At 64.2% G+C, this 13,370-nt stretch carries 15 protein-coding genes; 5 read left to right on the top strand and 10 right to left on the bottom strand.

Features of this window, described 5'->3' with window-relative positions:
• Positions 1-13: 13 nt before the first annotated feature.
• Complete coding sequence (locus I6F24_RS19185; RefSeq protein ID WP_036007306.1) at positions 14-460, top strand: DUF4399 domain-containing protein; 447 nt, start codon at positions 14-16, stop codon at positions 458-460.
• On the opposite strand, the gene I6F24_RS19180 is transcribed toward I6F24_RS19185, so the two are convergent.
• The 10 genes from I6F24_RS19180 to pqqA form a co-directional block, all read right to left on the bottom strand.
• Positions 461-1,516 carry a 2-oxoacid:ferredoxin oxidoreductase subunit beta gene (locus I6F24_RS19180; protein ID WP_225112120.1) on the bottom strand — a complete coding sequence of 352 codons (1,056 nt, stop codon included), beginning with the start codon at positions 1,514-1,516 and terminating at the stop codon, positions 461-463. It abuts the gene before it with no gap.
• Entirely contained in the window at positions 1,513-3,360 is a 1,848-nt protein-coding gene (locus tag I6F24_RS19175) for a 2-oxoacid:acceptor oxidoreductase subunit alpha (protein ID WP_225112121.1), read from the bottom strand. The genes I6F24_RS19180 and I6F24_RS19175 overlap by 4 nt, the downstream gene beginning before the upstream one ends.
• Entirely contained in the window at positions 3,330-5,129 is a 1,800-nt protein-coding gene (locus I6F24_RS19170) for an FAD-dependent oxidoreductase (RefSeq protein WP_036027274.1), read from the bottom strand. Before I6F24_RS19170 ends, I6F24_RS19175 begins: the two co-directional genes overlap by 31 nt.
• A gap of 240 nt (positions 5,130-5,369) precedes the next feature.
• A complete protein-coding gene (locus I6F24_RS19165) occupies positions 5,370-6,047 on the bottom strand; it encodes a DUF4286 family protein (RefSeq protein ID WP_036027271.1) in 678 nt (225 codons plus the stop codon).
• Between the two features lie 13 nt (positions 6,048-6,060).
• Positions 6,061-7,047, bottom strand: coding sequence for a prolyl aminopeptidase (gene pip / locus I6F24_RS19160; RefSeq protein WP_036027268.1), 987 nt, complete (start codon positions 7,045-7,047; stop codon positions 6,061-6,063).
• Positions 7,037-8,218 carry a pyrroloquinoline quinone biosynthesis protein PqqE gene (gene pqqE, locus I6F24_RS19155; RefSeq protein ID WP_074447547.1) on the bottom strand — a complete coding sequence of 394 codons (1,182 nt, stop codon included), beginning with the start codon at positions 8,216-8,218 and terminating at the stop codon, positions 7,037-7,039. Before pqqE ends, pip begins: the two co-directional genes overlap by 11 nt.
• Positions 8,215-8,526: a pyrroloquinoline quinone biosynthesis peptide chaperone PqqD gene (pqqD, locus tag I6F24_RS19150; protein WP_036027261.1), complete on the bottom strand. Its 312-nt coding sequence runs from the start codon at positions 8,524-8,526 to the stop codon at positions 8,215-8,217. Before pqqD ends, pqqE begins: the two co-directional genes overlap by 4 nt.
• Before the next feature lie 11 nt (positions 8,527-8,537).
• Positions 8,538-9,317: a pyrroloquinoline-quinone synthase PqqC gene (gene pqqC, locus I6F24_RS19145; RefSeq protein ID WP_036027260.1), complete on the bottom strand. Its 780-nt coding sequence runs from the start codon at positions 9,315-9,317 to the stop codon at positions 8,538-8,540.
• Positions 9,314-10,243 (bottom strand): pyrroloquinoline quinone biosynthesis protein PqqB, encoded by a 930-nt coding sequence (gene pqqB, locus I6F24_RS19140; RefSeq protein WP_036007351.1) that lies wholly within the window; start codon positions 10,241-10,243, stop codon positions 9,314-9,316. Before pqqB ends, pqqC begins: the two co-directional genes overlap by 4 nt.
• 130 nt (positions 10,244-10,373) lie before the next feature.
• Positions 10,374-10,454 (bottom strand): pyrroloquinoline quinone precursor peptide PqqA, encoded by an 81-nt coding sequence (gene pqqA, locus I6F24_RS19135; RefSeq protein WP_007595659.1) that lies wholly within the window; start codon positions 10,452-10,454, stop codon positions 10,374-10,376.
• A 262-nt stretch (positions 10,455-10,716) separates the two neighbouring features.
• Between pqqA and I6F24_RS19130 the strand changes: the two genes are divergently transcribed.
• The 4 genes from I6F24_RS19130 (at position 10,717) to I6F24_RS19115 (ending at position 13,341) form a co-directional block, all read left to right on the top strand.
• Positions 10,717-10,974 (top strand): hypothetical protein, encoded by a 258-nt coding sequence (locus I6F24_RS19130; RefSeq protein WP_036007354.1) that lies wholly within the window; start codon positions 10,717-10,719, stop codon positions 10,972-10,974.
• Between the two features lie 233 nt (positions 10,975-11,207).
• Positions 11,208-12,608 (top strand): amidase family protein, encoded by a 1,401-nt coding sequence (locus I6F24_RS19125; RefSeq protein WP_225149123.1) that lies wholly within the window; start codon positions 11,208-11,210, stop codon positions 12,606-12,608.
• Positions 12,609-12,610: 2 nt separating this feature from the next.
• The gene (locus tag I6F24_RS19120; RefSeq protein ID WP_036027254.1) at positions 12,611-13,087 is read left to right on the top strand and encodes a glutathione peroxidase; all 477 of its coding nucleotides are present in this window, start codon (positions 12,611-12,613) and stop codon (positions 13,085-13,087) included.
• An 11-nt stretch (positions 13,088-13,098) separates the two neighbouring features.
• Positions 13,099-13,341 carry a DUF3297 family protein gene (locus I6F24_RS19115; protein ID WP_036007363.1) on the top strand — a complete coding sequence of 81 codons (243 nt, stop codon included), beginning with the start codon at positions 13,099-13,101 and terminating at the stop codon, positions 13,339-13,341.
• The last annotated feature ends 29 nt before the right edge of the window (positions 13,342-13,370 follow it).

The raw sequence follows: 13,370 nt of genomic DNA, 5'->3' as shown, positions 1-13,370 counted from the left end.
TGGAGTCAATTTGATGAAGATCGTTTCCTGTATCGCGCTCGCGGCCGCCATCGCATTGCTCCCCGGCGCGGCCTATCCGCAAGGCAAAACTGCGCCAAAGGACGCCAAGCTTTATTTCATCTCGCCGTATGACGGCCAGAAGATCCGTGGTGGGTTTTGGGTCCGGTTCGGCCTGCGCAACATGGGCGTGACGCATGCCGGTGACGACTACCACAATGCCGGCCACCATCATCTGTTGATCGATGTGAAAGACCCCATTGATGCCAAGGAGCCGATTCCGCAGGACAAGTCCCATCTGCATTTCGGAGCCGGACAAACCGAAACGTTTCTCGAGCTTCCGCCGGGCACGCACACGCTGCAACTGGTGCTTGGCGACGCCAAGCACTATCCGTTCGAACCACCCGTCGTGTCGGAGAAGATCACGATACGCGTTAGGCCGGCGGCATCAGCGCGAAGATGATCACCGCAGGCTGGCGTTGATCTTGTCCAGCACCGCCGAGCCCGGGCAGAGCGTGTCCGCCTCCAGCGCGTTGAGCGGCGTCTCGACCGTGTTGAGATGCTCGTGCAGGTCTTCGGCCTCAGGGTCGACGTACAGAAGACCGGTGACGATCTGGCCCTTGGCGGCGTGCCTTGCTAGGAAGGTCTGGGCGCCCAGGCGGTCGTGCGGATCGTAATCCGCATCGATCTTGCGCAGCGCGATCTTGCTGCCGTCGTGCTGCTCGACCACCTGCACCGTGCCGGGCGCGTAGTCCACCGCAATCGGGTCGCGGCCGACCAGCACGTCGAGCCGGTTCACGGCGTCATTGTGCTCGCGGACATAGTCGAAGCTCTTGGTCGAGCCGGCATGGTTGTTGAAGGCGATGCAGGGGCTGATCACGTCGATGAAGGACGCGCCCTTGTGGCCGATCGCGGCGGCGATCAGCGGCACCAGCTGGCTCTTGTCGCCGGAGAACGAGCGCGCCACGAAGGTGGCCCCTAACTGCAGCGCGATGGCGACGAGGTCGATGGCGTTGTCGGTGTTGGTGACGCCCTTCTTGCTCTTCGAGCCGCGATCGGCGGTCGCCGAGAACTGGCCCTTGGTCAGGCCGTAAACGCCGTTGTTCTCGACGATATAGGTCATGTTAACGCCGCGCCGGATCGAATGCGCGAACTGCCCGAAACCGATCGAGGCGGAATCGCCATCGCCGGAGACGCCGAGATAGATCAGCTCGCGGTTGGCGAGGTTGGCGCCTGTCAGCACGGATGGCATGCGGCCGTGCACGGAATTGAAGCCGTGCGAATTGCCGAGGAAATAGTCCGGCGTCTTCGACGAGCAGCCGATGCCGGAGATCTTCGCCACCCGATGCGGCTCGATCGAGAGCTCGTAGCAGGCTTCGATGATCGAGGCCGTGATCGAATCGTGGCCGCAGCCCGCGCACAGCGTCGAGATCTTGCCCTCGTAGTCCCGATGCGTGTAGCCGAGCGCGTTCTTCTTCAGGCCTGGATGATGGAATTTGGGCTTTGCGATGTAGGTCATGACACGGCCTTGCGGAGCGGGGTCACCTTGAGGTGGTCCTGGTGGTCGCCAATGGCTTTGGCGATGAAGCGGGCGGTGATCGGCGTGCCGTCGTAATGCACGATCGGCACCAGCCGGACGGGATCGATGCCGTTCTCGTTGACGATGAGCTGGCGCAGCTGGCTGTCGCGGTTCTGCTCGACGACGTATACGAAATCGTGCTCGGCGAGGAAGCTGGCCACGCTGGAATGGAACGGGAAGGCGCGGATGCGCAGACGGTCGAGCTGATGCCCGCGCGCTTCCAGCAGGCCGATCGCCTCGTCCATCGCCGGCGAGGTCGAGCCGAAATATATCACGCCATATTTGGTCGGCCGTTCCGCATTGGCCTGCAGCGGACGCGGCACCAGGTCCTGCGCGGTCTCGAACTTGCGCATCAGGCGCTGCATGTTGTCGGCGTAGACCGTGCCTTCCTCGGAGTAGCGCGCATAGCGGTCCCGCGACGTGCCGCGGGTGAAGTAGGAGCCCTTGGTCGGATGCGTGCCGGGATAGGTGCGGTAGGGGATGCCGTCGCCGTCGACGTCGAGATAGCGGCCGAAGTCGCGGCCTTCCTCCAGCATCGCCGCCGTCATCACCTTGCCGCGGTCATACTGCCTGGCATCGTCCCACTTCAGCGGGCGGCAGAGCCGGTGGTTCATGCCGATGTCGAGATCGAGCATCAGGAAGATCGTCGTCTGCAGCCGCTCGGCGAGATCGAAGGCGGCGGCCGCGAACTCGAAGGCCTCGGCCGGGTCCTCGGGGAACAGCAGCACATGCTTGGTGTCGCCATGCGAGGCATAGGCGCAGGCGATGATGTCGCATTGCTGGGTGCGGGTCGGCATGCCCGTGGAGGGGCCGGCGCGCTGGATGTTCATGATCACGGCCGGAATCTCGGCAAAGTACGAGAGGCCGATGAACTCCGTCATCAGTGAGATGCCGGGGCCGGAGGTCGCCGTGAAGGCGCGGGCGCCGTTCCAGGACGCGCCGATCACGATGCCGATCGACGCGAGCTCGTCCTCGCCCTGCACGATCGCGTATTTCGCCTTGCCCGTTTCAGGATCGTGCCGGTACTTCTTGCAATGGGCGGTGAAAGCCTCGGCCACCGACGAGGACGGCGTGATCGGATACCAGGCACACACGGTGGCGCCACCATAGACCGCGCCGAGCGCGGCGGCGCTGTTGCCCTCGATGAAGATGCGGTCGCCGACCTTGTCGGACTTCTTCACGCGCAGCCCAATCGGACATTTCAGATTCTGCAGCGCCCAGTCGCGGCCGAGATGCAGCGCATGGACGTTGGAGGAGAGCAGCTTCTCCTTGCCTTTGTACTGCTCGCCGATCAGCTGCTCGATCAGCTTGGGGTCCATGTCGAGCAACGCGCTGAGCGCGCCCAAATAGATGATGTTCTTGAACAGCTGTCGCTGACGCGGATCGGTATAGGTCGAGTTGGTGATCGCAGTCAGCGGCACGCCGATCACTGTGATGTCGTCGCGGAATTTGGTCGACGGCATCGGCTTGGTGGAATCGTAGAACAGGTAGCCGCCGGGCTCGATGCCGGCGACGTCCTTGTCCCAGGTCTGCGGATTCATCGCCACCATCATGTCGACGCCGCCGCGTGCGCCGAGATGGCCGGCTTCCGTCACGCGCACCTCGTACCAGGTCGGCAGGCCCTGGATGTTGGAGGGGAAGATGTTGCGTGGGCTGACAGGCACGCCGTGGCGCAGGATCGCGCGCGCGAACATCTCGTTGGCGCTGGCCGAGCCCGAGCCGTTGACGTTGGCGAAGCGGACGACGAAGTCGTTTACGCTGCTGATCGGCTTTTTGTCGGACATGTCGAACCTGCGTGGGTCATCTCGATGAAATATTTCTGCATGTCCCAGGCGCCGGTGGGACAGCGCTCGGCGCACAGCCCGCAATGCAGGCAGACATCCTCGTCCTTCACCATCACCCGCCCGGTCTTCAGGTCCGAGGAGACGTAGAGGTCCTGGTCCGGATGCGCGGAGGGCGCCTTCAGGCGCTGGCGCAGATCGCTTTCCTCGCCGTTGGCGGTGAAGGTGATGCAATCCATCGGGCAGATGTCGGCGCAGGCGTCGCACTCGATGCAGAGCGAGGTCGAGAACACGGTCTGCACGTCGCAGTTCAGGCAGCGATGCGCTTCGCCGAGCGCCAGCTTGACATCATAGCCGAGCTCGACCTCGGCGCGGATGTCCTTCAGCGCAACGACCTTGTCGCGATGCGGCACCTTGTAGCGCTTGTCGGGCGAGATGTCGTTGTCATAGCTCCATTCGTGGATGCCCATCTTCTGCGAGGAGATCTGCACCTCCGGCAGCGGCCGCTCGTCGACCGCTTCGCCCGAGAGCATCTTGTGGATCGACAGCGCGGCGTCATGGCCGTGCGCGACCGCCCAGATGATGTTCTTCGGGCCGAACGCGGCATCGCCGCCGAAGAACACTTTCGGGTTGGTCGAGGCGAAGGTCTTCGGATCGACCTTCGGCATGTGCCATTTGTCGAACTCGATGCCGCAATCCTGCTCGATCCAGGGGAAGGCGTTCTCCTGACCGACCGCGACCAGCACGTCGTCGCAGGGAATGGTCTGATCGGGATCGCCCGAAGGCACGAGGTTGCGGCGGCCTTTGGCGTCGTATTCGGCTTTGACGTGCTGGAAGGTGACGCCGATCAGCTTGCCGGCGACATGCTTGAAGGCCACCGGGACCATGTAGTTGAGGATCGGGATATCCTCGTGGATCGCGTCCTCCTTCTCCCAGGGCGAGGCCTTCATCTCGTCGAAGCCGGAACGCACGACCACCGTGACTTTCTCGCCGCCGAGCCGGCGTGCGGTGCGGCAGCAATCCATCGCGGTGTTGCCGCCGCCGAGCACGATGACGCGCTTGCCGATTTTGTCGACATGGCCGAACGACACGTTGGCCAGCCATTCGATGCCGATATGGATGTTGGCGGCTGCCTCTTTCCGGCCGGGAAGCTCGAGCTCGCGGCCGCGCGGCGCGCCGGAGCCGACGAAGATGGCGTCGTATTTCTCGGCGAGCAGCGCCTTCATGCTGTCGATGCGGTGACCGCCTTTGAACTCGACGCCGAGATTGAGGATGTAGCCGGTCTCCTCGTCGATCACGGAATTGGGCAGGCGGAATTTCGGGATCTGCGTGCGCATCATGCCGCCGGCTTCCGGGTCGGCATCGAACACGGTGCAGTGATAGCCGAGCGGCGCGAGATCGCGTGCCACCGTCAGCGAAGCGGGACCGCCGCCGACCAGCGCAACGCGCTTGCCGTTCTTCGGCCCGGGCTTCGGCAGCCGCTGCCTGATGTCGTCCTTGAAATCCGCTGCAACACGCTTGAGGCGGCAGATCGCGACAGGATTTTCCTCCACGCGTCCGCGCCGGCACGCCGGCTCGCAGGGACGATCGCAGGTGCGTCCCAGAATGCCGGGAAATACGTTCGATTTCCAATTGATCATGTAGGCATCGCTGTAGCGGCCTTGGGCGATCAATCGGATGTATTCGGGAACCGGGGTGTGCGCAGGACAGGCCCATTGGCAATCGACCACTTTGTGAAAGTAGTCGGGGGCCGCGATGTCGGTCGGTTTCATTCCTACCCTGTCCGCGCAGGCCCGAAGACCCCGCGGCCTTTTTTGTTTGAGCTTGGCGAGCGCTTAACGCGCTTCGATCTGGTTTCTGAATGACGTCATTGGGTTAGCTTATTAGAACCGTTCCGAAGTACAACGGCAAATTTGCGCGCGTCACCGCTTTCATGGGAGCTACGCGTGCACGGCATTAACGCGCGGCGCACGAGATGCGTGCGGTGCAATATGCTGCGATGCGGATGCCGTTCAGCCGCGCGCGACATCGCTCTTGGCGAGGTCCCACATCAGGCAGTAGGTGCCGACGGAGATGGGGAGCGGGAAGGGCGCCGCAGCCGGGCCGGTGAAGCGCTCTGCGATGACGGCGGAGACCGCATTGACATGCGTGCCGTCGATCAGCACGAACCAGTCGCGCGCGCCCTCGTTGCGCACCGCCGGAATTCCCGCCGTTGCGCCCGACAATTCCGGCTCGCTTTCGAGCAGGTGCATCGAGATGATGCCGTCGCGGTCCTGCGGCGCCAGCTTTTCTTGCAGCGCATCACGCCACGCACCGGCGTTGTCGGGCGTCGGCCGCAGCCGCACCAGGCCGAGCGACGCGCCGCGGCCAGTACCCTTGCTGATTGTGATGCGCGCGACCACGCGCAGCATGTCCCTGAAGCGCGCCATGGATCGCCGCGACCATTCGGTCTGGTCGGCGAGGCGCGCCCGGTAGGCGGGGCTGTCGAGCACGCCGAGCGTTTCGGTCGAGTACAGCGAGAGATATTTGGGGTTGGCGGCATGCGCGACATAGCGCCGCGCTTCGAGAAATCCGTCGATTGCGACACGCTCTTCCAGATGCTCGCGATCGTACCAGCGGTTGAAATCGGCCTCGTCCGCAGCGTCGATGTTCATCGACGTCAGCAGCATGCCCTTTCCGGCGAGCGGCATTCTTCTTGTCCTCTCATCGCCCGATCTTCGACGCAAGGTCCGCGATCGACTTCATGACCGCGTCCCTCACGCCGCCATCATAGAGCGAATGCCCGGCTTCTTCCACGATGCGAAGCTCGGAACCGGGCCATACTTTCGCAAGGGCCTGCGCTGTCGCGGGAGCACACAACAGATCATAGCGACCCTGCACGATCATGCCGGGAATGCCGTCGAGCCGGCCCGCGTTCCGCAGCAGCTGGTCCTCGTTCATGAAGCTGTCGTTGATGAAATAATGCGCTTCCATGAACGGCGTCGCCGGCAATGTGCGCCAGACGTTCAGCCCGGCGAGGTCGAGCCGCGTCCGTGCCGGCTTGTGCTCGGATAGAGCGCGTTCGGTGTCGTGCCAGGCCTTCGCCGCCGGGCCATGCACGGCAGGGTCGGCATCGAGGATGCGGCGCCAATAGGCGTCCACCGGCCGCTCGCGCTCCTCTGGCGGCAGCACGCTGAGGAAATCCTCGTACAGCGCCGGATGGAATTGCGACAGGCGCGAGGTGAAGGCCGTCTCGACCTCGGCCCGCGTGCCGAGAAACGTCGCGCGCAGCGCTATGCCGGAGACGTGCTCGGGATGCGCCTCTGCATAAGCCAGCGCCAGCGTCGCGCCCCAGGAGCCGCCGACCACCATCCAGCGTTCGAAGCCAAACTTTTCGCGGATCGTTTCCATGTCCGCGATCAGATGCTGTGTGGTGTTGTGCTCGCGTGATCCCTTGGGCCGGCTGCGGCCGCAGCCGCGCTGGTCGAACAGCACGGCGCAGAAGCGGTCGGGATCGAACAGCCGGCGATGGTCGGGCTGGCAGCCGCTGCCGGGCCCGCCATGCAGATAGACCGCGGGGATGCCGTCGCTGCGGCCGACGCTCTCGACATAGAGCTCATGGCCGTCGCCGACGTCGAGCATATCGGAGGTCAGCGGCGCAAAGGGATCAGTGCGTTTGGCCGCTGAGCCCGCGTCGGCGTCAGGCGTCATTCTCGGATTCCAGGGTGCCGCCGGCAAAGTTGCGATAGAGGAAGCGGCTGGTGTCGCCCTCGGCTTCGGCTTCCGCCTGCTTGAAGATGGTCTCGTGCAGCGGCGACAGCGCGCAGGCCGGGTCGGTATTGGCGGCGTCTCCGGTCAGTGCAAAGGCCTGGCAGCGGCAGCCGCCGAAATCGATCTCGCGGAACTCGCAAGACTTGCACGGCTCCTTCATCCAGCCGGTGCCGCGATAGCGGTTGAAGGCCTCCGAGTTCTGCCAGATCCAGGCGATCGAATGGTTGGAGCGCACCGATTCGAAATCGAGCCCGGTGATGCTCTCGGCGGCATGGCAGGGCAGCACCTTGCCGGCGGGCGAGATGTTGAAGAACTGCCGGCCCCAGCCGCCCATGCACTTCTTCGGCCGCAGCGCGTAATAATCCGGCACCACGTAGTCGATCGTCAGTCGGCCCTTCAGCCGCTCGCGCGCCTCCTCAACGAGGCGGGTACACTCATCGAGCTGCGCCACGGTCGGCATTAGCGCGGCGCGATTCTTCAGCGCCCAGCCGTAATATTGCACATTGGCGACCTCGAGCCGGTCGGCATCGAGATCGAGCGCCATCTGGATGATGTCGGGCAGCTGGTGCAGGTTCTGCCGGTGCATCACCGCGTTCACGGTGAGCGGCAAGTCGAGCTCGCGCGTCCATTTCGCGACTTCGAGCTTCTTGCGGTGGCCGCCTTTGTAGCCGGCAACGCGATCTGCGAGGCCGTCCTCGATGCCCTGGAACGAGATCTGCACATGGCAGAGCCCGGCATCTGCGAGATCGCTGAGCCTCTCGCGCGTCAGCAGCACGGCCGAGGTGATGAGATTGGTGTAGAGCCCGGCGTCGCTGGCATGCTTGACCAGCTCGACGAGATCTTTCCGCGCCGTCGGCTCGCCACCGGAGAAATGCACCTGGAGCACGCCGATCTCGGCGAGCTCGCTCAGCACTTTTTTCCACTCGTCCGTCGTCAGCTCCTTGCCGGAGCGGTCGAGCTCGACCGGGTTGGAGCAATAGGGACATTGCAGCGGGCAGCGATGGGTGATCTCGAGCAGCACCGCGAGCGGAATGCCGAACGTCTCCGCCGTCGAGCGCTGCTTCTCCAGCACCGCGAGGCTGTCGCTGGGCGGGATGGTCACGTCGCTCATGACGTCTTCTCCCTGATCTCGGTGAGAAAGCCCTTGTCGGCGAGATCCTGTAGCATGGCGATGACGTCGGCCAGGATCGCCTCGCGCGGCGCTGCGTACTTTGCGACGAGCTGATCGGCGACGTCGCCGACATTGCGCTCGCCGTTGCAGAGTTGCAAGACCTCGACCGCGATCTCGTCCGGCGCTAGCACCCGCTCCGGCGCCAGGATCACCCAGACCTTGCGGGTCTCGTCATATTTCAGCTTGGCATGCCGCGGCAGCACGGGGCGGCTTGCCTCGCTGACGCTGATGTTTCGCGGCCCGGCCATTGCTTTAATCCTCAGCTCGCTTTGGGCACGAACGCGCCCGGCGGAATGTGGCCCTCGACATAGGCATGCTGGAGCGCATCCAGCTGCACCCACAGCACGTTGGTCTTGAAGATCAGCGCGTTGCAGACCTGCGCGCGCTGCTCCGGCGTCGTGGCGTGCCTCTTGACATAATCGAGCGCGAAATTGGCGTCGCGCGGCGCCTGGGTCAGGCGGCGCTTGAAGTAGCTCATGATATCCGGGTTGACGAAGTCGTAGTGCTCCAACATGCCGGCGATGCGCTCCTCATGCAGGTTGGGCGCGAACAGCTCGGTCAGTGAGGAGGCGATCGCCTCCAGCGGGCTTTTTTCGCGGCAGAAGTGCACATAAGCTTCCACCGCGAAGCGCGTCGCCGGCAAGATGCCTTCGGTGGATTCGACGTAAGCGGTGTCGAGCCCGAGCCCTTCGGTCAGCTTGATCCAGCGCTCGATGCCGCCTTCGCTGCCGACGTCGCCGTCATGGTCTTCGATGCGATGGCGCCATTCCAGCCGCGTGGCGCGGTCGCGGAAGCGGGAGATCACCACCGCGTCCTTGATCGGAATGGTGCTCTGGTAATAGTAGCGGTTGAGCGCCCACGCCTGCACCTGGCCCTTGTTCAGCTTGCCGCCATGCAGCAGCTTATGGAACGGGTGCAGGCTGTGATAACGCGTGGCGCCGATGTGGCGCAGCGTTGCCTCCAGCTCCTCGGCGGAGTTGAGCTTCAAGTCCTTGCCGATCGAGAGTGCGGTCATTCCAGTCAGTGATGCGGCGTTCACAGCACGATCTCCGTTCCATCCGCGGGTATCTGCCAGCCCGCCTCCTCAGTGAGCTTGCGCTCGGGCGAGCCGGGCAGCAGCGCCGGATTCGAGTTATTGATATGCAGAAACAGCTTCCTGTCGATATTGAGATCGGCCAGCCGGGCGATGGCGCCGTCCTCGCCGGACATGGCGACATGGCCCATGCTCTTGCCGGTCTTGTGGCCGAGGCCAGCCCTGATCATCTCGTCGTCGCGCCAGACGGTGCCGTCGAAGAACACCAGTGAAGCGCCGTCGATCTCGGCCTTGAGCGCGTCGGTCACCTCGGCGCAGGCCGCGATGAAGTAGAAGAACTTGCCCGTGGCCTTGTCGGTGATCTTCAGGCCCAGCGTGTCGCCGTCGCCGCTCTCGCCGCCCGGATGCGCCTTGCCTTCGAGATACCACGCCGACTTGCCCGGCACGGCAAAGGGCAGCACCTCGAGCCCTGAGCGCGCACCGTCGGGCAGCCGCGGCTCGAACGGCTCGCGGAGAGCAATCGGCTGGCGTCGCACGTTCTTCTCGTTCAGCACGTTGAAGATGCTGTTGGAGCTGAGGATCGCCAGCACCTTCTCGTGCGCATAGATCGTGAAGGGCGAGCCTTCGCGCATCGACAGCAGGCCGGCCACCGCATCGACTTCGCTGTTGGTCAAGATCACGCCCGCGATCGGCGTGTGGCGCAGCGCGCCCACCTTTGGGTGCAGCTGCGGCGTGGCGTTCAATTGCTGGCGAAGATCGGGGGAGGCGTTGATCAGGAACCAGTGCTCGCCGTCGCCACTGAAGGCGACCGAAGCCTGGGTTCGAAACAGCTCTTGTCCCTTCGCACGAGCCGCGCGGCAGCCTTCGCAGCCGCAATTCCACTGCGGAACTCCGCCGCCGGCCCCGGCGCCCAGGACGACGACGCGAAGCATGATCCGTCTCCTGGAGGCGAATTGGCGAGGTGGATCTCAGGCCGAGACAGTTTCGGACAAGGTTTCTCTCTGCCGGAAACGTATCGTGACCGAAAGAACCACCTGCGCAGAACGCGTTTCCACCAGCCGCTTACTTGCGGGTGGCGCTCACATACATATTGATTTCCATGCCGCAGGGCACTTCGACGATCTTAGGGGCTTTCCAGGCCATTTGGCTCTCCATTTTCGCGAATTCGGACGTATCCGCCCATTGGACAAATTAGTGCGGACGGCAAAGTTCGCCAGTGAAATTTTCCCGACCTAGGTAGTAGGCTGCGGGAATTGTTGCACTGCAAAGATGGCGTATTGCGGCCGCAAAGATGAGCGGATCAGATACGCAAAATTGCCGATAGGTCGTGATCCCTGTCGGGATAAACCAGTTGTGAGTATGGACCGGCTTCTCATCGGCGACAGACGACCCCATTGGATCAGGCATGCCCAGATATTTCTTCAACACCCGCATCGGAGACGAACTGATCGTGGATCCTGACGGCGAGGACCTGCGCAACCCCGATCGCGCCTGGGAGGTCGCGCGCCAGATGATCCTCGAGGTCGTGAAGTCGGAAGGAACCCAGCCGGCGCTGCTGGAGGCCGTCATCGAGGTCACCGACGCCGACGGCGAGATCGTGCTGGAGTTTCCCTTCACCGAAGCGCTGCTCGACATGCCGGACCAGTCCGCGACGAGGCATTAGCCGGACGCGGTAGGGTAACGGGCTCACCGCTCTCTCCACGTCATTGCGAGCGTAGCGAAGCAATCCAGAATCCCTCCCCCGGAGGCAGCCTGGATTGCTTCGTCGCAAGGGCTCCTCGCAATGACGGAGAATGAGGCAACGCCCGGCGCAAAACCCGCCTTTCACCCCCGCGAAATCCGCATGGCTTTGCCGCGTTCCCGGCGCTAAAAGACGCCTGTCATACGGAGCAAGCCATGCAAGATCTCTGGCGCCTGTCGGCCGCCGACCTCGCCACCCTCGTCAGGTCCAAAAAAGTCTCCGCCAGGGAGGCCGCCAAGGCCGGTCTCGCGCGGCTCGATGCCGTCAATCCCCAGCTCAACGCGGTGATCGACCACCGGCCGGATGACGTGCTCAAGCAGGCCGATGCCGTCGATGCCGCAATTAGCCGGGGCGAGGACCCCGGCGTCCTCGCGGGCGTGCCCGTCACCATCAAGGCCAATGTCGACCAGGAAGGCTTTGCCACCACCAACGGCCTCAAGCTGCAGCGCGACCTGATCGCGCGCGAGGACAATCCGGTGGTCGCCAATTTCCGGAAATCGGGCGCCATCCTGCTCGGCCGCACCAATTGCCCGGCCTTCTCCTACCGCTGGTTCACCACCAATCTCATCCACGGCGACACCAAGAACCCCCGCGACGCTTCGCTGACGCCGGGCGGCTCGTCCGGCGGCGCCGGCTCGGCGGTCGCGGCCGGCATCGGCCACATCGCGCACGGCACCGACATCGCCGGCTCGATCCGTTATCCCGCCTATGCCTGCGGCGTGCACGGTCTGCGCCCGACGCTCGGACGCATTCCCGCCTTCAACCCGGCGCTGCCGGAGCGCCCGATCGGTGCGCAGATCATGGCGGTCTCGGGCCCGCTGGCGCGCACGGTCAACGATTTGCGCATCTCGCTTGAAGCGATGTCGGCCCGCGACATCCGCGATCCCTGGTTCGCGCCGGTGCCGCTGCAAGGACCGGCACGGGACAAGCGCGCTGCGCTGTGCCTCAATCCGGGTGGGCTTGCCACCGCACCGGAGGTGAAGGCCGCGGTGAGCGATGCCGGCAAGCGGCTGGAGCGCGCCGGCTGGACCGTCGATGTGATCGAGGACACGCCGCCGATGCGCGAAGCGGTGGAATGGCAGATCAAGCTCTGGCTCGGTGACGGCTATGAGGCGCAGCTGGAGATGGCCGAGCGCGAGGGCGATCCCGGCGCACTGGCCTGCCTGCGCGGCAACCGCGCCAGGGTCACGCCGATGGATCAGGCCAATTACGCCAAGGCGCTGACCCGGCGAGCCACGCTGACCCGCGACTGGATGCTGTTCTTCGAAAAATACGCCGTGCTGCTGACGCCGGTCTCCGGCGAATTGCCGTTCCCCGACCATCTCGATCGCAAGGACGAGGATTCCTTCAAGCGGGTCTGGGAAGCGCAGCTGCCGCAGATCGCGATTCCCTTCATGGGATTGCCGGGCCTCGTGGTCTCCACAGGTCTCGTCGGCAGGGCGCCGGTCGGCGTGCACATCGTCTCTGGCCGCTATCGCGAGGATCTGTGCCTGCTCGCGGGCGAAGCGATCGAGGCCGGCGGCGTGCCGCCATCGCCGATCGATCCCGTGGGCTAGCGATGACCGCCATCTACGACTTCAAGGCCAACTCGCTGGCCGGCGAGGAGGTCGCCCTGCGGCGTTTCGAGGGGCAGGTGCTCTTGATCGTCAACACCGCGAGCAAATGCGGTTTCACGCCGCAATATCGCGGCCTCGAGGATCTCCATCGCGACCTCTCTCCGCGCGGCTTCTCGGTGCTCGGCTTTCCCTGCAACCAGTTCGGCACGCAGGAACCGGGGCAGGCGAGCGAGATCCAGGAATTCTGCTCGACCCATTACGACGTCACCTTTCCCCTGTTCGAGAAGATCGACGTCAACGGGCCGAAGGCGCATCCTCTGTACGAGTACCTGAAACGCCAGCAATCCGGGCTTCTCGGCGCCGCCATCAAATGGAATTTCACCAAATTCCTGGTGAACCGTGAGGGCCGCGTGGTCGCGCGCTACGCGCCGACCGCCCGGCCCGAAGGATTGCGCAATCAAATCGAAACACTGTTGTGAGCGAGACAATCATGAGCGACGAATTTCCGGACCGCCTGTCGGTCGACCCGAACAGCCCCTATTACAACGCGGAGATCCTGTCGCGCGACGTCGGCATCCGCTTCAAGGGCATCGAGAAGACCAATGTCGAGGAGTACTGCATCAGCGAAGGCTGGGTCCGCGTCACCGCAGGGAACGCCAAGGACCGCCACGGCAACCCGCTGACCATCAAGGTGCACGGTCCGGTGGAGCCGTATTTCAGGGATAAGAAATAGGCTTGACCTGAGCGCGCGCCGTTCGCTCC

Source organism: Bradyrhizobium sp. BRP23 (assembly GCF_020194135.1).
Taxonomy (GTDB): domain Bacteria; phylum Pseudomonadota; class Alphaproteobacteria; order Rhizobiales; family Xanthobacteraceae; genus Bradyrhizobium; species Bradyrhizobium yuanmingense.
The sequence above is the reverse complement of the archived record's forward strand: the minus strand, read 5'-3'. Positions and strand labels throughout refer to the sequence as shown.

Excerpts from the sequence above, each read along its gene's own strand:
- I6F24_RS19185 (WP_036007306.1), top strand. The coding sequence starts at position 14 with ATGAAGATCGTTTCCTGTATCGCGCTCGCGGCCGCCATCGCATTGCTC.
- I6F24_RS19180 (WP_225112120.1), bottom strand. The coding sequence starts at position 1,516 with ATGACCTACATCGCAAAGCCCAAATTCCATCATCCAGGCCTGAAGAAG.
- I6F24_RS19175 (WP_225112121.1), bottom strand. The coding sequence starts at position 3,360 with ATGTCCGACAAAAAGCCGATCAGCAGCGTAAACGACTTCGTCGTCCGC.
- I6F24_RS19170 (WP_036027274.1), bottom strand. The coding sequence starts at position 5,129 with ATGAAACCGACCGACATCGCGGCCCCCGACTACTTTCACAAAGTGGTC.
- I6F24_RS19165 (WP_036027271.1), bottom strand. The coding sequence starts at position 6,047 with ATGCCGCTCGCCGGAAAGGGCATGCTGCTGACGTCGATGAACATCGAC.
- pip (WP_036027268.1), bottom strand. The coding sequence starts at position 7,047 with ATGACGCCTGACGCCGACGCGGGCTCAGCGGCCAAACGCACTGATCCC.
- pqqE (WP_074447547.1), bottom strand. The coding sequence starts at position 8,218 with ATGAGCGACGTGACCATCCCGCCCAGCGACAGCCTCGCGGTGCTGGAG.
- pqqD (WP_036027261.1), bottom strand. The coding sequence starts at position 8,526 with ATGGCCGGGCCGCGAAACATCAGCGTCAGCGAGGCAAGCCGCCCCGTG.
- pqqB (WP_036007351.1), bottom strand. The coding sequence starts at position 10,243 with ATGCTTCGCGTCGTCGTCCTGGGCGCCGGGGCCGGCGGCGGAGTTCCG.
- pqqA (WP_007595659.1), bottom strand. The coding sequence starts at position 10,454 with ATGGCCTGGAAAGCCCCTAAGATCGTCGAAGTGCCCTGCGGCATGGAA.
- I6F24_RS19130 (WP_036007354.1), top strand. The coding sequence starts at position 10,717 with ATGCCCAGATATTTCTTCAACACCCGCATCGGAGACGAACTGATCGTG.
- I6F24_RS19125 (WP_225149123.1), top strand. The coding sequence starts at position 11,208 with ATGCAAGATCTCTGGCGCCTGTCGGCCGCCGACCTCGCCACCCTCGTC.
- I6F24_RS19120 (WP_036027254.1), top strand. The coding sequence starts at position 12,611 with ATGACCGCCATCTACGACTTCAAGGCCAACTCGCTGGCCGGCGAGGAG.
- I6F24_RS19115 (WP_036007363.1), top strand. The coding sequence starts at position 13,099 with ATGAGCGACGAATTTCCGGACCGCCTGTCGGTCGACCCGAACAGCCCC.